Annotated in this window: 20 protein-coding genes; 17 read left to right on the top strand and 3 right to left on the bottom strand. The window is 38.7% G+C overall.

Features of this window, described 5'->3' with window-relative positions; translation table 11 throughout:
* Positions 1-96 precede the first annotated feature (96 nt).
* The 12 genes from spoIID (at position 97) to G8761_RS05430 (ending at position 12134) form a co-directional block, all read left to right on the top strand.
* The gene (gene spoIID, locus G8761_RS05485; protein WP_166024461.1) at positions 97-1125 is read left to right on the top strand and encodes a stage II sporulation protein D; all 1029 of its coding nucleotides are present in this window, start codon (positions 97-99) and stop codon (positions 1123-1125) included.
* Between the two features lie 913 nt (positions 1126-2038).
* Positions 2039-2992, top strand: a complete 954-nt coding sequence (locus G8761_RS05480) for a nuclease-related domain-containing protein (protein ID WP_275940685.1) — start codon at positions 2039-2041, stop codon at positions 2990-2992.
* 250 nt (positions 2993-3242) lie between these two features.
* Positions 3243-4235, top strand: coding sequence for a stage II sporulation protein SpoIIQ (locus tag G8761_RS05475; RefSeq protein WP_166024457.1), 993 nt, complete (start codon positions 3243-3245; stop codon positions 4233-4235).
* A gap of 108 nt (positions 4236-4343) precedes the next feature.
* On the top strand, positions 4344-6338 hold the full coding sequence (locus G8761_RS05470; protein WP_166024455.1) for a penicillin-binding transpeptidase domain-containing protein: 1995 nt from the start codon (positions 4344-4346) through the stop codon (positions 6336-6338).
* Between the two features lie 111 nt (positions 6339-6449).
* Entirely contained in the window at positions 6450-6629 is a 180-nt protein-coding gene (locus G8761_RS05465; protein ID WP_166024453.1) for a small acid-soluble spore protein H, read from the top strand.
* Between the two features lie 428 nt (positions 6630-7057).
* The gene (spoIIID, locus tag G8761_RS05460) at positions 7058-7330 is read left to right on the top strand and encodes a sporulation transcriptional regulator SpoIIID (protein WP_027323440.1); all 273 of its coding nucleotides are present in this window, start codon (positions 7058-7060) and stop codon (positions 7328-7330) included.
* Between the two features lie 262 nt (positions 7331-7592).
* Positions 7593-8594 (top strand): rod shape-determining protein, encoded by a 1002-nt coding sequence (mreB, locus tag G8761_RS05455; RefSeq protein ID WP_166024451.1) that lies wholly within the window; start codon positions 7593-7595, stop codon positions 8592-8594.
* A gap of 556 nt (positions 8595-9150) precedes the next feature.
* Complete coding sequence (locus G8761_RS05450) at positions 9151-9984, top strand: flagellar hook-basal body protein (protein WP_166024449.1); 834 nt, start codon at positions 9151-9153, stop codon at positions 9982-9984.
* Positions 9985-10011: 27 nt separating this feature from the next.
* Positions 10012-10842 carry a flagellar hook-basal body protein gene (locus tag G8761_RS05445; protein ID WP_166024447.1) on the top strand — a complete coding sequence of 277 codons (831 nt, stop codon included), beginning with the start codon at positions 10012-10014 and terminating at the stop codon, positions 10840-10842.
* Positions 10829-11131, top strand: a complete 303-nt coding sequence (locus G8761_RS05440) for a DNA-directed RNA polymerase subunit beta (protein WP_243449900.1) — start codon at positions 10829-10831, stop codon at positions 11129-11131. Before G8761_RS05445 ends, G8761_RS05440 begins: the two co-directional genes overlap by 14 nt.
* Before the next feature lie 84 nt (positions 11132-11215).
* The gene (gene fabZ, locus G8761_RS05435) at positions 11216-11650 is read left to right on the top strand and encodes a 3-hydroxyacyl-ACP dehydratase FabZ (protein WP_166024445.1); all 435 of its coding nucleotides are present in this window, start codon (positions 11216-11218) and stop codon (positions 11648-11650) included.
* A 142-nt stretch (positions 11651-11792) separates the two neighbouring features.
* On the top strand, positions 11793-12134 hold the full coding sequence (locus G8761_RS05430; RefSeq protein WP_166024443.1) for a hypothetical protein: 342 nt from the start codon (positions 11793-11795) through the stop codon (positions 12132-12134).
* A 30-nt stretch (positions 12135-12164) separates the two neighbouring features.
* Here G8761_RS05430 and G8761_RS05425 read toward each other — a convergent pair whose 3' ends face one another.
* Positions 12165-12584: a YwpF family protein gene (locus G8761_RS05425; protein WP_166024441.1), complete on the bottom strand. Its 420-nt coding sequence runs from the start codon at positions 12582-12584 to the stop codon at positions 12165-12167.
* Positions 12585-12858: 274 nt separating this feature from the next.
* Between G8761_RS05425 and ssb the strand changes: the two genes are divergently transcribed.
* The 3 genes from ssb (at position 12859) to G8761_RS05410 (ending at position 14224) form a co-directional block, all read left to right on the top strand.
* On the top strand, positions 12859-13230 hold the full coding sequence (ssb, locus tag G8761_RS05420) for a single-stranded DNA-binding protein (protein ID WP_166024438.1): 372 nt from the start codon (positions 12859-12861) through the stop codon (positions 13228-13230).
* Complete coding sequence (locus tag G8761_RS05415) at positions 13223-13459, top strand: hypothetical protein (protein WP_166024437.1); 237 nt, start codon at positions 13223-13225, stop codon at positions 13457-13459. The genes ssb and G8761_RS05415 overlap by 8 nt, the downstream gene beginning before the upstream one ends.
* Positions 13460-13810: 351 nt before the next feature.
* Entirely contained in the window at positions 13811-14224 is a 414-nt protein-coding gene (locus G8761_RS05410) for a hypothetical protein (RefSeq protein ID WP_166024435.1), read from the top strand.
* Positions 14225-14274: 50 nt separating this feature from the next.
* Here the strand turns inward: G8761_RS05410 and G8761_RS05405 are convergent, their stop codons facing one another.
* Positions 14275-18006 (bottom strand): carboxypeptidase-like regulatory domain-containing protein, encoded by a 3732-nt coding sequence (locus tag G8761_RS05405; protein ID WP_166024433.1) that lies wholly within the window; start codon positions 18004-18006, stop codon positions 14275-14277.
* 241 nt (positions 18007-18247) lie between these two features.
* On the bottom strand, positions 18248-19483 hold the full coding sequence (locus G8761_RS05400; protein ID WP_166024431.1) for an N-acetylmuramoyl-L-alanine amidase: 1236 nt from the start codon (positions 19481-19483) through the stop codon (positions 18248-18250).
* A gap of 241 nt (positions 19484-19724) precedes the next feature.
* On the opposite strand from G8761_RS05400, the gene G8761_RS05395 reads away from it, so the two are divergent.
* Positions 19725-22550: a hypothetical protein gene (locus tag G8761_RS05395; RefSeq protein WP_338000919.1), complete on the top strand. Its 2826-nt coding sequence runs from the start codon at positions 19725-19727 to the stop codon at positions 22548-22550.
* Between the two features lie 90 nt (positions 22551-22640).
* Entirely contained in the window at positions 22641-23153 is a 513-nt protein-coding gene (locus G8761_RS05390; RefSeq protein ID WP_166024429.1) for a YcxB family protein, read from the top strand.
* Positions 23154-23259: the final 106 nt, after the last annotated feature.

Here is a 23259-nt window from a genome sequence, read left to right as displayed (position 1 = left end):
GGAGATTTTCTGTAGTCATAAATGCTTGTCCCGTGCCATATGTTTAAAAAGAAGCGGTGCTGCCGCCGTTTTACTTTTCATATGGGGGTATTCAACTTGAAAAAATTCAAACCACTATTTGTCCTAGCAGCTCTTATTTTTGCGATTACCCTGATCGTTCCGGCGATTATGGTTGCACCTTTTATGGAAGGCAAGGCAAACGGCAAACTGGGAGAAGAGCTGAACAGGAATAAGGAAAAGAAGGAGGTCGTTCCTTCTGAGGATTCCGCCGCAGAGGTGGCTGTCTATCGCACAGCAAAAAAGAGGATTGAGACACTCCCATTAGATCAGTATCTCGAGGGCGTTGTTGCGGCAGAAATGCCGGCAGACTTTGAGATTGAAGCTTTAAAAGCACAGGCCCTGACTGCGAGAACCTATATTGTAAAGCAAATGCTGAGTAAAGATAGTCTCGGTCTCCCAAAAGGAGCACAAGTGACGGATACTGAAATACATCAGGTATATAAAAGTGATGATGAATTAAAGCGAGCCTGGGGAATGGACTACAGCTGGAAAAAGAAGAAAGTCCATGAGGCGGTTCAGGCAACAAGCGGTGAAATTTTGACTTATCAAAACCAGGCAATTACAGCGACCTTTTTCTCAACCAGCAATGGTTATACCGAAAACTCAGAGGATTACTGGTCCAATTCCTTCCCCTATTTACGCAGCGTTGCTAGTCCCTGGGATAAAAAATCTCCAAAATATAAAAGCAGTAAGGTTATTGCTTTAGGTGACTTTCAAAAACTGCTCGGTGTTAGGCTTAAGAGCGGTAATACAATTGGAAAGATCGTTGAACGGACTGCGGGTAAACGTGTAGGGAAGGTAGACTTTAATGGAAAAGTCCTTACCGGCAAGGAAATCCGAGAAAAACTGGCTCTGCGTTCCTCTGACTTTACATGGGAGAAAAAAGGAGACAACATAATAATTACTACGCGGGGCTATGGGCATGGAGTTGGGATGAGTCAATACGGTGCCAACGGAATGGCAGCAGAAGGCAAAACCTGTGAGGATATCGTGAAGCATTACTACCAGGGTGTCGAAATCTCCTCTGCAAAAAGTATGCTCGCCTTGATTACCGCGAAAAAATAAAATGCCAGGCCCAAGGGGTCTGGCATTTCTAATGGGAGCTTATAGCGAAATAATCGATATGTCTGCCAAAATGATTGATTAAAGGATCAAAATGAGTGATTAATCTTGAAAAGTGATTGATAAATTGTGTTTTCCTAAAAAAGAGGTAACTTTCTTTTAATCGGGGAAAAGATGGAATTACCAGAGCCAGGCGTCCGCCTGGCTTTTCAGCTGGCTAAGAATGTCCACGATATGGTATTTTCCTAAGAATGATTGAAAGAATTAGCAACTTAATCGATATGTCTGCCAAAATGATTGATTAAAGGATCAAAACGAGTGATTAATCTTGAAAAGTGATTGATAAATTGGGTTTTCCTAAAAAAGCTTTTAATCGGGGAAAAGGAGAAATTACCAGATCCAGGCGTCCGCCTGGCTTTTCAGCTGACCAAGATCGTCCACGAAATGGTATTTCCCTCAGAATGATTGATAGAATTCGCAACTTAATCGATATGTCTGCCAAAATGAGTGATTAATGTTTCAAAATGAGTGATTAATGTTTCAAAATGAGTGATTAATCTTGAAAACTGATTGATAAATTGTGTTTTCCTAAAAAAAGAGGTAATTTGCTTTTAATCGGGGAAAAGGCGAAATTACCTGAGTCAGGCGTCCGCCTGGCTTTTCAGCTGACCAAGATCGTCCACGAAATGGTATTTCCCTCAGAATGATTGATAGAATTTTCAACTTAATCGATATGTCCCCCAAAATGATGAATTAGGTGCTCGAAATGATCGATATTACTCTCAAGATGATTGATAAAACCTTAAAACAATCAAATTTGACACAAAATTTACATAGGTCTTGGAAGAGAACGGCAGGTTTTATTAATAGAAAGTAGAAAAAAGATATATAAATAAGGGGTGATGCACATTTGGAGATGAATAAATTTGAAAGGCCACTAAGAAATCGGAAGTTGAATGTCTTAATAAATAGACTGGACATCCATTTCCCGGCCTACCAAGCCATATGGGAGGAGTTCCAAAGAAGAGAGGCTGGTTACAGAGGAGAGAAGTCAGTTAATTATTACTTGAAAGGTTTATCTTCTGGTAATCACTTTATTTTCCATGGACTGAGACTTGGAATTAACGATGTGTTTTTTCAAATAGACAAGCTGATTGTAACTTCGAGATGTATTTTTGCAATTGAAGTAAAGAATCGGGCCGGAGAGCTACATTTTGACAAGAGTTTCAATCAACTAATTGTAAAAAATAATGACAAGGTAGAACGGCGAAAAAATCCAGTTTTGCAGGTTCAGTGGCAAAGCGAGCAACTGAAGTACTGGCTTGAGAAACATCATTTTCCAAACGTACCTATTGAGTTTCTTTTTGTGAATGCTAATGATAAAGCTATCTTAAGTGCAGATCCTGGGTATGAAATTGTTTTCCGACGGTCCTGTAACAGTGATTGTATGCTACAGAAAGTTAACCAATTCTCAAGGATTTATAAGGAAGAAAGTTTATCTCCAAAAGATATCCGCAAGCTCTCCCGACAGTTGCTTAACCGGCATACCCCTCTTGATCAAAACCTTCTGGAAGAATTCCATATCCCCTTCAATAAAATTAAAACTGGCGCTATGTGCCCAAACTGTGGAACAATCCCCATGAGTTATAAACATAAAATTTGGACGTGTGCAAATTGTGGCTTCAAATCCAGCAATGCATATCTCACCATATTGGAAGACTACTTTTTACTCATAAAAAAATCTATTAATAATGCTGAATTTAAAAAATTCGCCAATTTACTTTCTTATCAAGTTGCGTATAGGTTTTTAGCTTCAGCAGATTTGGCTTCTGAAGGTAAGTGCCGAGGCCGAACCTACCATCCTAAATAAAAGCTGATGCCCAATTAGGCAATGACTCTAGCTTTAAAGTGTTCCACAGCTGAATGACTGGACATGTGCTAGATCATCGAGAGAGGGGATTGGCGGGCTCTGCGAATGCCATTTTTAAACCCCATAATAAATATTTTCTCTCCCCATGCATATAAATTAAACTTTTGTCGAAAAATAATCAGAAAAAATTTTTTTGCCGAATGTATATAATTCTAGCGATCTGTTCAGACTGATTGCTGAGGTGATGAAAATGAGAGAGGAAGAAAAAAGATCTTCTCAAGGCTCTAGTTACAAACGCTTTTTCAAAAAGCGGTGGGTATTCCCAGCAATCTATATTGCAAGTGCAGCAATTATCCTGACGGTGGTCCTATGGTACCAAAACAGTAGCAGTGCGACAGACAAATACGGTTACAAAGCAAACGATATTGCCGGCAAAAACAATAATCATCCGGCAGTAGAAGTTAGCCGGGCACTCGAAAATTTCGTAATGCCAGTAAGTAAATCTGTAGCCCCTGTTATCGAGAAAAAGTTCTACGACTTTAAAGGCAAAGAAGCAGATCAGGAAGCAGCATTAGTCTATTACGACAATAAGTATGTTCCTAACTCTGGTATCGATGTAAAGTCGAAAGATGGTAAATCATTTGACGTTGTTGCGGCTCTAAGCGGTACTGTTACAAAAGTAGAGGAAGATACACTACTTGGCAATGTGATTGAGTTGGAGCATGACAAAGGTATTGTAACTCAATATCAATCTGTTAAAGACATGAAGGTTAAGGTTGGCGACCAGGTTGAACAGGGACAAGTCCTTGCAAGTGCCGGTCAAAGCTTGTTTAATGAAAAAGCAGGCGTACATGTTCATTTTGAAATCCGCAAAGACGGTGTTGCTGTAAACCCAGAAACTTATCTGGACAAGCCACTGAGTGCATTAGAGGCTGATAATGGTACACCAGCTGCATCAGATGATGGAGTACAAGGCCATGACAGCAAACTTGATGACCAAAGCAGCACTCCTGATGAAAAAGGTACAACTGAAGACCAAACAAAAGATTCCAAGGATCAAAACACTGATTCTAAATCTAAAGATGCTACTGACACAAAGCCTAAAGATTCCAGTGATAGCAAGTCAAAGGATTCAACAGACACTAAGTCAAAGGAAAAATCCAGCGACAGTAAGTCTGATAAAAAATCTGATGACAGCAAAACTCCTTCAGAGGAATCTTCCAAAGACAGCTCTAACTCATAATAAAATTTCGGACAGCAGGAGAAATCCTGCTGTCTTTTGTTTGGATTTTCCTTTTATTGGTCCCTCAAATTTCATTATGCTAAAATAGAAGAAAAAGGGGGAAGATTGATGAAAAAATGGAGTCTAATAATTATGGCGGCCATGTTTTTTTTGATAACTGCCGGATGTACGAAGGAACCCTTGCCACAGGATCGGTTTGCTAGCTATATCGATTCGTGGAATAAAAAGGACTTTGATAAGATGTATGGATTTTTATCAAAGGATGCGAAAAAATCTATTAACAAAAAGGATTTTGTCGGCCGTTATCAAAAGATATATGAAGACCTACAGATTAAGGATTTAAAGGTTCAATACAAAAAGCCGAAGAAGGATGATCAGCCTAAGGGCGAAAATGTGAGTTATTCCTATACGGCAAAAATGAACAGTGTGGCGGGGCCAATTGATTTTACCCAGAAAGCCCAGCTAAAAAAAGAGGACAAGAACTGGTATGTTGATTGGGATACTACACAGATTTTCCCTCAGCTAAAAGAAGGAAATAAAATCGGTCTTTCTTCAACTCCTCCTAAGCGCGGCTCGATTGCTGACCGTAATGGGAAAATGCTTGCGGTTAATGGAGAAGCCTATGAGGTGGGAATTGTTCCTGAGAAAATGGGAGATCAGAAGGAACAGATCATCGCACAATTATCCAAGCTCGTGGACATGACTCCAGACCAGATCAATAAGGCAATCACCGCAACCTGGGTTAAACCTGAATACTTTGTACCCCTCAAAAAGGTGGCAAAGGATGACCAGGCACGAATTCAGGAGCTAATCAAGCTTGAGCCAGTCCAGACAAAGAAAGTCGAAGCGAGGGTCTACCCCTATAAGGATGCTGCCGCACAGCTAATTGGCTATGTCGGGGGAGTTACAGCTGAGGATATTGAGAAGTTAAAGGATAAAGGCTACGAAGCCGGCGATGTGATTGGCAAGAGAGGTCTTGAGCAGGTTTATGAAGACCAGCTTAGAGGCCAGAGTGGTGTTAAAATTACGATTAAGAAAAAAGATGGCAGCCAGGAAGTACTGGCTGAAAAACCAGTTCAAGACGGAAAAGAAGTACAGCTGACAATTGATGCAGATCTTCAGTTGAATATTTTTGGCAAAATGGCTGGTAAAGCAGGTGCAGCCTCAGCTATGAATCCAATCACAGGTGAAGTGCTTGCGCTTGTAAGCTCACCTTCCTTTGACCCGAATCCACTTGCTCTAGGAGCTTCACAGGCTCAGTGGAAGGCGCTCGAGGACAATCCACAAAAACCGTTGATTACACGCTTTAAGCAGGGATATGCGCCAGGTTCCACCTTAAAGCCTGTAACGGCAGGCATTGCGCTTACCAATAATGCGATTAATCCAACAGAGGGTGTCAATATTTCCGGCAAGCAGTGGCAGAAGGATAAATCATGGGGCGGCTATTTCGTTACACGCGTACATGAGGCAAACCCAGTTAATCTCGAAACAGCACTTATTCAGTCTGACAATATTTATTTTGCACAGACAGCGTTAAATCTTGGAAAAGATAAGTTCATTGATGGCTTGAAAAAGTTCAGTTTTGAAACGGAGTCAGATTTTCCATTCCCGCTCGAGACTCCTAAAACAGGGGAAATGACAAGCGAAATTTCTTTGGCCGATTCCGGCTACGGACAAGGCCAGATCCAAACAAATATGGTTCATTTAATGGATTCTTATACTCCTTTCGTGAATAACGGAAATATGATTAAACCGGTCATTCTTATGTCCGACCAGAAAAAGCAGGTGTTGAAGGAGCAGGTTATTTCACCACAGGCAGTTGGTACCATCGCTCCAATCTTGAGAAAGATAGTTGGAGATCCCGCAGGAACAGCTCACCGTGCTGACATTCCAGGATACCCACTCTCAGGCAAGACTGGAACTGCGGAGTTAAAGAAAAAGCAGGGTGAAAAAGGAACAGAAAATGGTTTCTTCGTAGCCTACAATACAGATCATCCTAGCCTGCTGGTGGCGATGCTGGTTGAAGGCGTTCAGTACAGTGGAGGCTCACAGGTGCCCGTTAAATTGGTTAGATCCGTTTATGAGGAAGCAAGAAACAAATAATACAAAGATAATCCCTGGTCTAAATTGGCCGGGGATTTTTCTTCTAAAGAATATTTAACAGACAAGGGACAAATACTTTAATTGTTTTTAAAAGAAAAGGAGGCTTTAAAATTGGACGCAAAAAGAGCACAGCAAATTTGTGATTCATCAGATACGACAAATGTGATGTACAACGGATCAAGCATTTATATCGAACATGTTGATCAGGATAAAGGGATGGCCACCATTCATCCTCTTGATAATCCTACTCAAAAACAAAGTGTTTCTGTCGATAGCCTGAAAGAGCAATGACCAAAGCACCACTTCTAAGTGGTGTTTTTTCTTTTGTCGTTTTTCCGCAGTGTTTGACAAATTTCTCGGGAAATAAATTGAAAATCGACAAAAAATTTCATCAATATTGAGACCCTCCATTTTCTTCAGCATCAGCAAATACGTCCAATTTTCAAAAAACTTCTCATATACCTTGTCCTGATTGCGTTTTTCGTGCATATATCCTTAAACAGGCTAATACAATGTTACAAACCTATCAACGAGAGTGTTTGAGGTGAAGAGTCGTTTGAATGCAACGGGTATTTAGCCGGGGACATGATTAATCCTTGTATATTGAGAAAGCATTGCTTTCTGCCGCATGAGGGATTATGCGGAAGCAGAATTTCGTCGGAGTGATAAGCGGGTCTCATTTCACACTTCTCACATCCAATTTGGGGAGGGCGAGTGGTGTGCACGATTACATCAGAGAGAGAACTATCAAGATTGGAAAGTATATCGTGGAGACGAGAAAAACGGTTCGCGTCATAGCGAAGGAGTTTGGCGTATCCAAAAGTACAGTCCATAAAGATTTAACTGAAAGGCTTCCAGAGATCAATCCAGACCTTGCCAATGAAGTAAAAGAAATTTTAGATTACCATAAATCCATACGCCATCTGCGCGGCGGAGAGGCTACAAAAATGAAATACCAGAAAGAAGAAAGAGAAGGTGAACCTGTTAAGTAATAAAAATTTAGTTAAGAAGAAGCGGCTTAGTTAAAGGATATACTAATCCTGCTGAATCAGCAGACCATAGGGCTAAGCCGCCAAATAAAATACTCCTCAAAAATCCCCTTGCTTTACTCATCATTAATCCTCCTTTTTTACTACAATAAATACCAAAAAAAAGCATATTTTTTCTCAAAAGGTATTGAATTTGAAATCATTGTGATAAAATAGAAAATTAGGGAAAGTAAAAGGAATCGTTCCAAGGAGGAAAGAATAAAGAATGTTTGCTAGAGATATTGGGATTGATTTGGGAACGGCTAACGTGCTGATTCATGTTAAAGGCCGTGGAATCGTATTGAATGAACCTTCTGTTGTAGCAATTGATAAAAATACTAACAAAGTCTTAGCGGTTGGTGAAGAAGCTCGCCGTATGGTAGGCCGGACACCTGGAAATATTGTGGCCATCCGCCCATTAAAAGATGGAGTTATTGCAGACTTTGATGTGACGGAAGCAATGCTGAAGCATTTTATTAATAAATTGAATGTTAAAGGATTTCTTTCTAAGCCACGCATTTTGATTTGCTGCCCAACGAATATTACAAGCGTTGAGCAAAAAGCGATAAGGGAAGCTGCAGAAAAAAGCGGCGGCAAAAAGGTTTATCTTGAAGAAGAACCTAAAGTAGCCGCAATCGGTGCGGGAATGGATATCTTCCAGCCTTATGGTAATATGGTTGTGGATATCGGCGGAGGAACAACAGATGTTGCGGTTTTATCTATGGGTGATATCGTTACCTCTTCCTCGATTAAAATGGCTGGAGATAAGTTTGATAATGAAATTCTTAACTATATCAAACGTGAGTACAAGCTATTGATAGGTGAGCGTACAGCTGAAAATATTAAAATCAATATCGGTACTGTTTTTCAAGGATCCCGTTCGGAGGAAATGGAAATTCGCGGCCGTGATATGGTAAGCGGACTTCCGCGTACTATTAGTGTTAACTCTGAAGAAGTTGAACAGGCTTTGAGAGAGTCAGTAGCAGTTATTGTACAGGCTGCAAAGAGTGTTCTTGAACGCACTCCGCCTGAATTGTCAGCCGATATTATTGACCGCGGTGTTATCCTGACTGGAGGCGGCGCATTGCTGCACGGGATTGATACATTATTGGCAGAAGAACTAAAGGTTCCAGTCCTTGTAGCAGAAAATCCAATGGATTGTGTTGCAATTGGAACAGGCATCATGCTCGATAATATTGATCGAATTGCCAAAAGAAAATTAAGCTAATGATGAGACCTGGCGGAATCCGTCAGGTTTTTTATTTTTCGCTCATTGTAAACCTTAATTAGTACATGGAAATATACAATATGTGCAGGAACACCAAATAAGGCTATTAAAGAGGTTGTAATGAATACCCTCGCTGCTAGTAGAACAGAAAATTAATTCAGCTAGGAAACCGGCTGCAGAATACGTCACTACATTATTAAAATAAGACCACTTCTTTATATTTAAGAAGTTGCATACTTTTTCAATGAGAAAAGAAAAACCAGTACTGAAAACTAGAAGTAGTGGAAATGCCAAAGGGATACAATCCAAAATACTGGACCCAATATTATGAAACTAATTAAAACCGTAGATATTACAGCACCATAAATCTTATTTATAAGCATGTTATCCCTCTATTTAAGTTAATTCACAAGTTTTCGACAGGTTTTTTCTGGAAATTCCTTTTTTCTGCAAAAAACTAATGTTTATTTAGGAATTATTTTTTATAATAGAGAGTAAGTGGTATGAACGGAAATATATTCCGCCCATTTATTAGTGGATAATGAGGTGTAAAAGGATGTTTAAAGGATTCTATACCGTTGCTTCCGGTATGCTGGCGCAGCAGCGCAGGACAGAAATGCTTTCAAATAACATGGCAAATGCCAATACTCCCGGATATAAAGCCGATCAATCTTCAATGAGAGCATTCCCGGAAATGCTATTGGAACGTTTTGGGCAAAAAGAGGTTCCAGTTAGTAATGGTTTTTCAGTACCGGAAAATCAAACAGTTGGACCTCTGAATACCGGTGTCTATATGCAGGAGGCTATGCCCAATTTTGTTCAGGGAGACGTTCAGCAGACCGGCAGTAAGACAGATGTGGCATTAATTGATGTACTTATGCCGACAGACGCTCAAAAAAAAGGCTCAGTCTTTTTTACCGTTCAAAATCCAAACGGTGATATCCGCTATACACGGAACGGAAACTTTACTCTTGACTCACAGGGTTATTTAACAAATGGCAATGGATATTACGTACTTGATGAAAAGGGCCGTACCATCCAGCTTTCCAGCGATCAATTTACTATTGATGAAAATGGAAAAATTACTGGAGCAAACGGGGAAAGAGCTCTCCTTGGAGCTGGTTATTCAGATAATCCCCTTCGTATGATTAAAGAAGGTGAGGGCCTTTACAGGACCCAAGACGGAACGCCGCTTGCCAATGCCTATGGCCAGCAGGGTGTACGTTTTAAGACCCAGCAGGGATTCCTGGAGAGATCGAATGTCGATGCAAGCAGGACAATGACAGATATGCTGACAGCTTACCGCTCGTTTGAAGCTAATCAAAAGATTCTTCAGGCTTATGATAAAAGTATGGAAAAAGCAGCGAATGAAATCGGCAGAGTTAACTAATAAAATTTTACAGAGAGGGGGATTTTTATGAATCAGACAATGATTACGTCTACAAATACGCTGAATCAATTACAAAAACAGATGGACATAATAAGTAACAACCTTTCTAATCTTGACACAACCGGTTTTAAAAGCAGGCAGGCGAATTTTACAGACCTGCTATACAGTGAGTTTAACAACCAGCCGGATACCAAGGCTGAAGCAAACCGCCTGACTCCAAATGGGATCAGACAGGGGACCGGTGCAAGACTTGGCCAGGTTCAAATCAATATGTCTATAGGTTCGTTAAAATCAACAGGACGCTCTCTTGACGTTGCTCTTCAAAAGGAAGGGCAGTATTTCAAGGTTCTTGTCCAGAATGGAACAGATAGCTCGGTACAATATACCCGTGATGGAGCGCTTTCTGTTTCACCAGTGGCCGAGAATGAAGTTATGCTTGTGAATGCAGCAGGAAATCCGGTGCTAGATGAAAACAACAAACCAATTATCATCCATGGCGATGCTTCAGAGTATAAATTTGATGAAAATGGTAGGCTTTCCGCAAAAATGACTGACGGTACTACTCAATCATTTAATTTGGGTATGATTCAAATTAATAAACCGCAATTTTTTGAACAAAAGGGGTCTAATTTAATTGGTTTAAACCCAAATGCCGGGCAGGTTCTAGGTGTCTTTACTGAATTAAATGGAGCACTTCGCCAGCGGGCTTCTGTTGGACAGGGGATGCTGGAGCAATCGAATGTCGATATGTCTAAGGAAATGACTGACCTGTTAAATGTCCAGCGTTCCTACCAGTTTCAGGCCAGGTCGATAACTATGGCTGATCAAATGATGGGGCTCGTGAATGGAATCCGCTAAAGGGAGAATAAAGGAAATGCCGATGGACCAAAATCAGCCTATGACTAGAGAACAAGTTAAGAAGGAAAAAGCTGAACAAAGGGAAAAGGATGCAATTATTAAAGTTAAGCGCAGGAAGCGTAAATTCCCCATTTGGCTTAGAGTTCTTATTGTGCTTTTCTTGATAGTAGTTTGTTTTTTGGGCGGATTGGTTGTTGGCTATGGTGTAGTCGGACATGGGAAGCCAATGGATGCACTAAAGGAATCAACCTATACACATATTCGCGATATAGTTATCAAAGAAAAATAAAAAGGAAGGGAGAATTCCCTTCCTTTTTATATACGAATAATAGTAAAATGAGTTAAACACCTATTCCTAGTAGGAGGTACTAAAATGTTGGATATAACACAAATTAAGGAAATCATTCCACACCGCTATCCATTTTTGCTAGTAGATAAAATATTGGAGATTGAAGAAGGAAAAAGAGCTGTTGGGATCAAAAATGTTTCGGCAAATGAAGAGTTCTTTAATGGCCATTTTCCTGATTACCCTGTTATGCCTGGCGTGTTAATTGTTGAAGCACTTGCGCAGGTTGGTGCAGTAGCTATGCTGATAAAGGAAGAAAACAAAGGACGCCTCGCATTTTTCGCTGGTATTGATAACTGCCGTTTTAAAAAGCAGGTTAGACCAGGTGACCAATTGCGACTGGAAGTCGAAATGACACGCCTGCGCGGTCCAATCGGTAAAGGTAAAGGAACAGCAACGGTTGATGGAGAAATTGTCTGTGAAACAGAAATCACATTTGCACTCGGTGATAAAAAAGAATAAGGATGAAAAGCCGGCTGAAATTAGCCGGCTTTTTTTCTCTAATTCCAATCAAGTACCAAAATCCACCATTACTCTAAAAACGCAACTTTTTTCCTTTGTTGGGCAATCTAAAATCAGACCAAAAATGAAAGGGGATTTACCGATGAAGAAAAAAATAGCAATGTTAATTGGAGGAGCCTTTTTATCTGCGTTAATGCTAGCTGGATGTACCAATAATGATAGAAATGACAACAACCCGCCGCCTCCAACCACAAATACTCCGGATGTTAGGAATAACGACGTGAAGAAGAATGATATTCGTGATAATAATTTAAGGGATAATACACCTAATCAAAATTTAAACAATAAGGACAATTACTATCCAGAGAAAGAAGACAAAAACACCCCAAATGATGGCGACATCACAAAAGACAACAATACCAAGCCGGAAGAACCAATCGAAGACAGCAGGGACAGGAAAGACAAAGACAATAAAGATGAGTAAACAAAAAGGACAGGATGCCCTGTCCTTTTCCTACTTTATTCGCGGCTTGCTTTTCATTTTATCCTTAAATTCAGTTAAAAGGGTATTTCCGGTAAATCCTTTTTGGAGGAGACTGTCAAGAAGAAGCTCGGAATAATCTCTTCTCGTTCTCCTTAATTGGCCTTCAAATAAGACACTCAATTTTTCAGAGAACTTTTTTAGTGTGGTAATTCTTGTTTGAAAGTAAGCCGGTTCATTTTCTGGCTTTGTGATTACAGCCTGCATAATGATTTCTGAATCACTGTCTTCCAATTTTTTAAGGTAGTCATAAACTGACAGATCAGAATAAGCCTCAAGCAGCCATGTGGAATGCTCGTCCTCTTTATTAATTATCAAGCCATGCTCCAAAGGAATATTGATTAAATCATCATTATCTACTATTTCTAATGAGATTAATTTAAAGGTTTTCATATTTCCCCTCCATTCGCTTTTGCTGGCCACACATTCTCCCCTAAATTATACCATAACAACATTCGAATGCGAATTTAGGTTTTGTCGAAAAATCTTTTCCCAACCTGCCATTTTTAAGAAGAAAGATGATTCTTTGATTTAAAATTCGATTTTCGCCTATGCAAAATCGAATTTTAAGGAAAAAAAGCAATTTAAAATCAAATTTTGCCGTTTTTACAAAGCAGCAGTCAGAGAGCTATGATGGAAACATCAAAGAGAGAGGAGATGAGGAAAAGTGATCAACCAGGTTACCTTGGTAGGAAGATTGACAAAGGATCCCGAGCTCCGAATGACAACTGAAGGGACCCCTGTCGCCCATGTAGTTCTGGCAGTCAATCGGCATTACAGGAACCATCATGGTGAAATTGAAGCTGACTTTGTCCAATGTACCCTTTGGAAAAAAACGGCCGAAAATACGGCACAATATTGCCGGAAGGGGTCTGTAATCGGAATTACGGGCCGTATTCAGACCCGTAACTATGAAAATCAGGAAGGTAAAAAAGTCTATGTCACAGAAGTGGTCGCCGAGACTGTTCGCTTCCTGAGCGGCAAGCCGCAGGAAGCTCGGAGTGATCCTGCAACGAAGGAGGAAATCCCAATTGGATAGTAATAAAGATATCATCCAAAGCCTGGAGGCCCTACTTGAAAGTCTTATCCGAATGGTGGCCAAAAGCAATCAACATGTGGATAGCCTAAATAATCGTGTGGAACAAATGGAATTAGTAATAATGGAGCTAAAGAAAAAAGAATGCTGTTTGGCAAATTCCCAGGACACTCCCCCCAGTGTAAAATCGGGAAAACTTGTTTCAGGCAGCCGCTTTATGGTCAGTGTATAATTACTCAAAACAAATTTCTCCCAAAATCCACCTATAGAGAATCAATGAAACCCTCTTATATCCTCATTGTTGATTCCGGCTTCCCCCGCCGGACTTTTCTTTATGATGTTTATAAGAGGGAAAAATGGTAATACTAATATAAAACCCCCCTGTAATATAAGAAGCCGCTGATAATCGATCAGCGGCTTCGCTTGTTTTTGCAGTAAAGTAATTTTTTTAAATGAAACCATTTTTAATGTTATATGTGCAAAGATATTAACATATTTTATTTTTTCTAAAAAGGTTTTTCTGATATAATGTCGAATATTAAAAAAATATGTAAAAGATTGTCTATAGGGGATGGTTAGAGGAATGTCAAAAATGAAGAATTTCACTCCAGATTCCGTCATCTTTATCGGCGAAAGGCCGAACGAGAGGGAAATTAAATTAACCGGAAAACCTGTATTTTATGATGCTCTTTGTGTTTCCAAACAGCCAGAAGCTCCGCAAAATTGCTCTCCATATCAATATATCCCACTTATCCAGGAAAAATCATTTTGTTTACACGAAAATCAACTCGAATTTATACTTCACCATAGTTCTCTCCAGCTAAACGATGAAAAGAAAAATCTCACTGCCAATGATGCCATGAAACTCTTCTCAAGCTTTATGATCAAAAAGCAGAACCGACTCTTATTTATATCAGAAAATCCAAATATCAAAATTAGAAATACGAAAAAGGACCACTTTCTTCAGCAAGCAAGTTCAAAGGAATTGGAGGAATAATAGAAGGTAATAAAGGAATCCCGAGAAGGATTCCTTTAATATTTTCCATTTTATTGTTGCGATCCGTCTTTCAAATTCAAATCCAAAGTATTTACTTCCTGCCCGTCTACAATAAGTTTTCCTTCTGAAATGATAAACTTTTTACCAAAGTAAAAGGAACCATTTTGGTAATCATATACGGTCGAGAGTTCATATTCACCATCGGGAAGCCGAACTCTATAGGTCCCACCTTGAATCCAACCATTATAGCTATTATGATTTTCATCTAATGAACTTATTCCTACGTTTCCATCCATTACAACTTGCTCGCCATTATAAACAGTGCCCGATAGAGTGATAGGTGGAACAGTTATATTGAGAAGATCAGTCAGTTCGCCATTTACATAAATATGGCCAGAAATAATACTGAAGACTATTTTTGGGCTGTATGTTGTTCCATCATTTAGATAAACATCAGATACCTTATAATCCCCATCTGGCAACCGTGATTGGAAATTGCCTTCTTCATTGGCCGAAGAATAAAAATATAAAGGGTTATCGATATTGGTGCTTTCAATATTGATTTGGCCCATTATCGGGTTCCCTGAATCAGTAAGTGTACCTTTTAAAGAAATAGGAGGAGCTGAAATTTCCAGAATATCTTTTGGTTGTCCATTAATAAATAAGTGGCCCGAATTTATACTAAACTCTATTCCGGGACTGAATGAGGCTCCATCATTAAGGTACACATCAGATACCTTATAATCGCCATCCTTTAGACGACATTGGAATTTTCCGTCCTCGTTTACCCAAACTGAGGTATATAAGTTAGGATCATTGACCTGACTAATAGTTAAGTTCCCTCCGATTGGCTGGCCGGAATCAGTCAGTTTTCCAGCCAATGTAATAGGTGGAGGGGAAACTTCCAAAGTATCTTTCGATTCACCATTAACATACAATTGACCTGATTTTATACTAAATTCTATTCCTGGATTAAAAGACGTGCCATCATTTAGATTGACCTCATATATCTTATAATCCCCGTCCTTAAGGCGGGCTGTAAAACTACCTTCTTCAGTTGTTCCAAACCACAAAAACTGGGGATTATCTGGATTGTTAATCTCCATTATAGAGACGCCACCACTAATCGGGTTTCCTGAATCCGTAATTTTTCCTTTTAGGGTAACAGGAGGAACTGAAATATTTAGCATATCTTCAGGCTGTCCATTAATATACAGCTGTCCCGAACTTATAGTAAAATCTATTATTTGGCTTAAATAACTGCCGTCCTGCAAATAAACATTTGATACCTCATAATCTCCATCTGGAAGCCGCGACTGGAATTTTCCTTCCTCATTTGCCCAGGCCATTACTTGCAGAGGATTGTCTGCATTATTGGTTTCCATGATGTTAACCTGACCCATAAGAGGGGTTCCTGCCTCGCTAAGTGTACCTTTTAATGTGATAGGTGGAACGGCTATTTCCAGCATATCTTTTGGCTGCCCGTTTAAGTATAGTTCTCCTGAAACGATACTAAATTCTGTTCTTGGACTGAATTCAGTGTTGTCATTAGGAGTAACAGTAGACACCATATAATCCCCATCTGGGAGGCGGAATTTGAAGCTGCCGTTTTCATCCGTTGAGGCCCAAGCTGTTAAAGGATTATCCGCATTATTGACCTCCGTGATGTAGATTCCGCCCATCACCGGTTTTCCTGATTCCATCAATGTACCCTTTAATGTAATCGGTGGAACTGAAACGACAAGCAGCTCTTCTTGCTTTCCATTTACATATGCTTTTCCATCTTTAATAGAGAAAACTTGATTAATATTGGCAGTCGTCCCATCCTCCAGTTGAACATTATCTAATCGGTATTCCCCGTCTGCCAGACGCATAGAGAAAGTTCCATCAGAATTAAAGTTTCTTGAACTGCAAAAACTTTGTTCATCTGAACAAACAGTAAAGTAGCCGCTTGTTAAAACCTTGTCGCCTTCCTTTACGGTACCATGCAGACTTACAGGTGGTACCTGAAGCTCCAGCATAGATTTTTCCTGGCCATCAACTAAAAGCTGGCCGTTGAGAATCTGAAATTTGGCAGAAAGCCAAATATCTGTTCCTTCATCAGATAAGTAACCGTTTCGAGCTTCATAGGAGCCATCCTTCAAACGTAATGAATAGATTCCACTCTCATCGGTTGCAGCATAATACGACTGGCCGTCATCACTTATAATGTCTAATCCACCTTGAACTGCTTTCCCTGAGTCCAGCAGCTTTCCTGTTAAAGTGACTGGTGGCAAATCAATTTTTAAATTGGATGATATTTCTCCATTCTGAAGCAGCTGCCCTTTACGGATTTCAAATGGGATATCTACCGGTGTACCCCGATTTTGTTCCCCAATATAAGTCACTCTGTAAATTCCATCTTCTAAACGATATTGATAGTGGCCTTTTGAGTCAACCTGCATACCAAATCCATATGTTTCGCCATCTATGGATATGTACGCATTGGTTATAGGATTCTTTCCTTCCATAAGCGTACCAGTTAAGTTAATATCGGGGACTGTCATATTAAGTGAAGATGTCTTTTTTCCATCAACATAAATGATTCCCTTTACTACTTCAAAAGTTAGCTTTTTCCAGGATGAATAGGTTTCGGAATAAATACTAATGGAATATTTTCCATCACTTAATGCTCTTAAGGAAAATGCTCCTTGGTTATTAGTTATGACATCCTGAATAAATTCCATATCGTATTCATTTTCAGAAAGATACTTCTCTAAAACGATATCAGCGTCCGACAGTGGTTTTATTGAATCGCTTACTTTGCCTGTATACGCTTTAATTGGAATGGTAATAGATAAACGTGTTTGAGGTTTACCTTCTATTAACAATTTACCATTCTCAATTGAAAAGCTCTGCTCATACCTGTAAGTGCCTCCGTCAACTTGTATTCCATATAGATAGTATTCACCATCAGGAAGTGCTGCAGAGAAGCTTCCATCACCTTTGGAGGAAACAGTATAAATTTCTTCCTCACCAGATTTTATAATTGATAAATCTGCTTTTAAGCCTTTGCTGCCTTCTCTTAAAATTCCATTAAAACTGCTGGTTTGATCGGAAATCTTCTTGTTCCTTTTCTTTTCTGTAATAACAATCTCGCTTTCTTTTGAACCTTTTACTTTTCCTTCTTTTACACTAAATTCTTCGCTGGTACTATACCATTCTTTATTTTGCCCTCTAAAGCCTTTAACAGTATAAATACCATCTGATAGATTGGATTGAAAGGAACCAGAAGCATCTGTCTGAATCAAATTAAATTTTCCCTTTTCCTGTACCAGAAGTTGAGTGTTCTTTAAGACAGTCGCTTTATCTTTAATTGTTCCCTTTACAAATGATGTTCTTGTTTCCTGTTTATCTTTTACTTGCTTCTCAGCTTGTCTTTTTATTGGGAGATCAATCTCTCCGTCTTTTGATCCTATAATTTTGCCTTCTTTAACTACAAAGCTTTTATCTGTGCTATACCAGGGATTGCTTTTACCTTTAATCCCTTTAATTGTATAGGTGCCGTCAGTTAAGTCTGAGTTAAAAGATCCAGCGGCATCTGTCATAAGCTGAACCCAATTTTGTTTCCCCTTTTCATGAACCAATACCAAAGTGTTTTTTAAGAGCTTTTCTCCCTCTTTAATCTTCCCCTGAACTTTTGCGGTACCTTTGTCATTAACCGGAGAGGCGTATACACTACTAATTGTGCCGCTCATGATAATAATTAATAACAGAAACATATAAAACCCCTTTTTAACCATTCATGTTCCCCCAACCTAATAAAGTTAAAAAACAATAATTTTTGTTAAAACTATTATTTTTCCAATCTAAGAATTCGTTTATTACGAAGCTTTAACCTTGTATATCTTTACAAAATTTATTTTTTGTTTCGACAATTTTTACCTTGATTTTGTAGCTATTACGTCAACATGAAAAAATATTAAAGTAGCACTAAAAAAAGGGAAGGCAGCCAAATATGGCTTCTTCCCATAATTCACAATCTTATCTTGTTAGAAAATAATTAAATAAACCAGTATAAATTCCATTTACCGCGTTTGTTTGGAACGTTGATGAAGAAATTACTTTTTCCTCAGTAGGATTTGAAAGAAACCCTAATTCTATTAAGGCAGCTGGTCTTTTATTTTCCCGAAGAACGTGATAATCGCCGAACTTAACACCTTTATCAGGAAGGGCCGTGGTTTTAGACCTAATGCCCTTTTGAAGGGATGTGGCCAAAGCCTGGTCCTTTGAAGAACTATAATAAAATGTCATGAGTCCTGTACTAGTAGAGTTAAGTGAATTATAGTGAACACTGATAAAGGCATTTGCCAGGTTAGTATTACTAATACTAGCGCGATATGCAAGGGTTTGGTATACATCAGAACTTCTTGTTAAGACAACCTTCGCTCCTGCTTTTTGCAAAATGGGAGTAAGCTGAAGGACCGTTTTTAGAGTAAGGTTTTTTTCATAATAAAGACGGCCAACTGCACCGACATCGTACCCTCCGTGTCCGGCATCAAGAACAATAATTTTCCCTTTAAGAACTGTTGCAGGATCCCTAAGCAGCGTTCCAAGAATCCACCCTGTAACACCATTCGACTTCTTCACCTGAAACCAGCCATTACTTTCACCGATTTTGCTGTAAGTAGTTCCAACTGTTTCATTGGAAAGGATAGCATAACCAGTTCCGGGTCCTTTTCTCATGCTCGTTGATTGTTTTAAAACGACCTGAGGATAAACAACAGAACTTGTTGTGGCAACTGGACTTTTTGAAACATAAGAAGATGATACCCAGCCATAAAGCTTTTTAGAAGGCACGTACACTTTCAGCCAGGTGGAATCAGATCCTTGGACTGTCAAAGCTGTGTTTCGTGGAAGTACGGCCAAACTAGCACTTGTTAAACTAGCGGATTGCCTCAAAGTTAAGCTTGTGGCATTTACATAACCTGTCCAAGTAGACAGGGTTAAATACTGCGAGGATACCCAGCCTTTTAAAGTTCCATAGGCAATTTGGGACCATCCGGTTTTTTGGGCGACAACTGTAACAATCTTTCCTTGTGAAACTGAGCCTACAGTGGAATATCCAGTACCAGCTCCAGAACGAACATTAAGATTTGAGGCAGTCACTTTTGCCTGATACGAATAGGCAGCTTCTGCCGGCTTTCCCTCATATGCCATAAAAAGAGAAAATAGGACAAGAAAACACAAGAAACTCTTAAACAATGATGCTAACTTCACTCATTTCCCACCTTTTGTCTATTTTTGTCTGTTTTTAAGTACAATACCACTATAAACCATAAATGGTATGAAAAAGAGGGGAAAAAGTCCTGAAAAATTGCTGATATAAATACCAAAATAAGGTAAACGACTAGCTGGATATATTAGTACTGTGATTTTATAGGTTAAAATTCCCATGTAATTTTAAAGGCTTATTTGGTAAAATTTTGATATTAAACTAAAAGGTGGGCTACTCTTGAAGGTGCTTTTAAAATCTCTCTTAATCCTTTTTTTAGTGTTATCTTCTTCCGTCCCTTTCTTTCAAAACAATCAAGTCCATGCTTCAACAACACCTATCAGTCTAGGCTTTACTCCAAATGACACAGCTATTGATCCTGTCAGGCCGGTTGTTTATATGACAAGTTTAGGCAGCAAAACAATTTATGCTGTTAATTTTTCTACAGGAGAAATAAGTTCTCTAAATTTGCCTTATCCAGCAGAAAGACTGGATATCAAGAATAATAGACTTTATGTTACTCAGCAAAAAATACAACATGACCATTACAACTTTGGTTCACATATTGGAGGGATTGCAGAGGTAGACACTGATAGTTTCACCTTGAATAAAATCATGGATATTGATGAAGATCCCTATGATATAGCTGTTGGTGATAATGGCTACATATATATTTCTCCTGGATCAGGACAATGGGGACAATTGAGAGTATATTCCATTGATGAAAATAAAGAGATAATACAATTGGTAAAAAATATCCATATGATTCAAATGTTCGAATCCACAAATATCCTTTTTGATGGAGCAACCTCAAAAATTTATGGGAATGTTAATTACGGTGGTTCTTTAGGTTATGAAGCATATGAAATCAATAACGGTACAATTAAGAATCACTATCAATATCCCACAGTCTGGAATAAAACCATAAAAGGAACAGGTAAATTGTCTCCTGAAGGTTTGACTTATTACAATAATAGCGGGCTTGTATTTGGCCTTGCCAATTATCAGTCAGGGGATATGGAACTCAGTTTTTCTTTAGGAAAGACCTATAATGATTTTGAATTTAACTCAGATGGTTCTTTAACCTTTGGTGCAAGTACCACGGGTGGAATAGATGTATATCAATACGGGACACCTAATTTCTTATATTCCTTAAGAAAGGATTTAAATGTTCAAAGGCTTCACTTTCAAAATGGCAGCTTAATAACCATTGATAAGGATAGCAGCGGGAAATATTTTATTGAACCAATCAAAACAGATTTCCAGCCATCAGCTAACTTACCTTTACCGGGGAAGACAATCCCATTAGGAACTCTTGAAAATTTGGGATTTAGACCGAATGATACAGTATTGGATCCGGTAAAACCTGTTATCTATATTACCAAGTTTGGAAGTAAGAACCTCTATTCGGTAAATTTTTCGACCGGAGAGGTTAAGACAATAACTTTGCCAAGTCCAGCAGAGCGAATCGATTTCTATAATAATAAACTTTATGTTACTCAGCATAATAGCTCCCATCTCAGATATTCCTATGCATCATCTTTTACCGGAGCAATTGCAGAGATAGACACCGAAACTTTTAAAGTAACCAGATTAATAGATATTAATACGGATCCATTTGATATCGCTATTGATAAGAAGGGATATATTTATATTGTCTCTGGATCAAAATATGGGCCCCTTAAAGTGTACTCGGTTGCAACAGGGGAAGAAATACCAAATCCTAATACAATGGAAATTAATATCCATGATAATTCCTACATCTATAATAATGGTGAAACCTCCAGTATTTATGCCCTTACTACTAATCTAAGTCCTAGGGACGTAGAGGAATATCAGTTTGAAGACGGTATTTTAAGGCAGCACAGCGATTCTCCTTACCACGGTGATTTTTCTCTTGAACCATATGCTAAATTTACGCCAGATGGTTCCAGCTTGTTCAATAACAGCGGTGTTGTTTTTGATTTATCTATGCATTATAAATTTAGCTTAAAGGAAGAGGCTGGCTATAAAGATTATGCTTTTAGTCTCCCAGATCAGCTGACATTTGCTGCACGGAAAGACAAAGGGATTGATGTATACCAATACAATTCAGATAAATATTTATATACGATAGATAAGGATTTAACCTGGCTAAAGATTTATTATCAGGCTGGCAAATTAATTGGGTTGGCTACTGATAATAACGGAAGATATTCTTGTAGCGTATTAAGCACTGCGCCAAACGGCTGGCAAATTATAGACGGGTTAAAATACTTTTTTAATAATGATGGAAAAAGCCTGACAGGCTGGCAAATTATAGAGGGAAAGAAGTATTACTTCAATTCTGCAGGGGCAATGCAAACGGGTTGGCAAACTATATCTGGATTTAAGTATTACTTTAATAGTAGTGGAGAAATGCAGACAGGCTGGCAGCTTATAGCGGGCAGGAAGCACTATTTCAATTCAAACGGTGCGATGTTAACTGGCTGGCAAACTATCTCAGGGGTCAAATATTATTTTAATAATATGGGTCAAATGCTGGTGAGCTGGCAATCAATAAGTGGGAAGAAGTATTACTTCAATTCAACTGGTGCAATGCTGGTGAGCTGGCAAATTATAAGTAGTGGTAAAAAATATTACTTTAATTCAAACGGAGAAATGATGACAGGCTGGCAAAGCATAGGTGGTAAAAAATATTATTTTAATGCAAATGGAGAAATGCAGACGGGCTGGCAGAGTATCAGCGGCAGGAAGTATTACTTTAATGCGTCCGGTATGATGGTGACGGGCTGGCAGAGTATCAGCGGTAAGAAGTATTACTTTAATGCGTCCGGTATGATGGTGACGAGCTGGCAGAATATCAGCGGCAAGAAGTATTACTTTAATGCGTCCGGTATGATGGTGACGGGCTGGCAGAGTATCAGCGGCAAGAAGTATTACTTTAATGCGTCCGGATGGATGCTAACAGGCTGGCAAACGATTAGCGGCAAAAGGTACTTCTTTAACATTCAAGGAATCATGCTGACTGGAAGACAAAAAATAAGTGGTAGATGGTACTATTTTGATTCAAGGGGAATTTTAAAGAAATAAATAATACTTAGTCTTTAATAATAAATCCACACCTTCCCAAGAGGGACAGTGTGGATTTTATTATGCTTTAGATAAATTGGAGGTAAATGAATGTCACCTAATGCATTAGAATTATCAGGAACATTAACTTTTAATGATTTTAAAAGATACAATTTTCATGCAAAGAAAAAACCGGAGACCTACTATTTTTTTAGTGTAATCATTGTTTTATTCTTTATTTTTAAAATGTTTAATCCCGAGCTTGGGATTGGCTATTCATTATTCGTTTCTATAATAATCGGGATTGTAGTCGAGATAATTAGATGGTTTCTATTGTACCTTCGTGTACGTAAGGAGTTTACCAGTGATCAAGTGATTAAAAATGAAGTGAAATATTGGATTAATGGCAACGGAATAAATCAAGAAAGAAAAGCTTCTAATATTCAAATTGAATGGAATGATATCATTTCTATATATGAATATAAAGATTTATTTCGGTTGCAAATATCAAGTAATAAGGCGATAGTTCTGCCTAAAAGTTTTTTTCACTCTAAGGGAGATATTAATAGGTTTAAAAAAATTATTCGCCAAAATATAAATTCAAAAAAACTACAAATGAAATAATAACCTAAATAACTGAGGTTCATCATTGGGGAATTTAGGTGGAAACTAATATTCATATTTGTTCTTTCCTCTGTTATTTTTATCATTGGAAAGATGGTATGGGATT

Origin of the sequence: Neobacillus terrae (assembly GCF_011393025.1) — a bacterium.
Classification (GTDB): domain Bacteria; phylum Bacillota; class Bacilli; order Bacillales; family Cytobacillaceae; genus Neobacillus_A; species Neobacillus_A terrae.
This window is presented reverse-complemented; position numbering and strand designations above follow the sequence as displayed.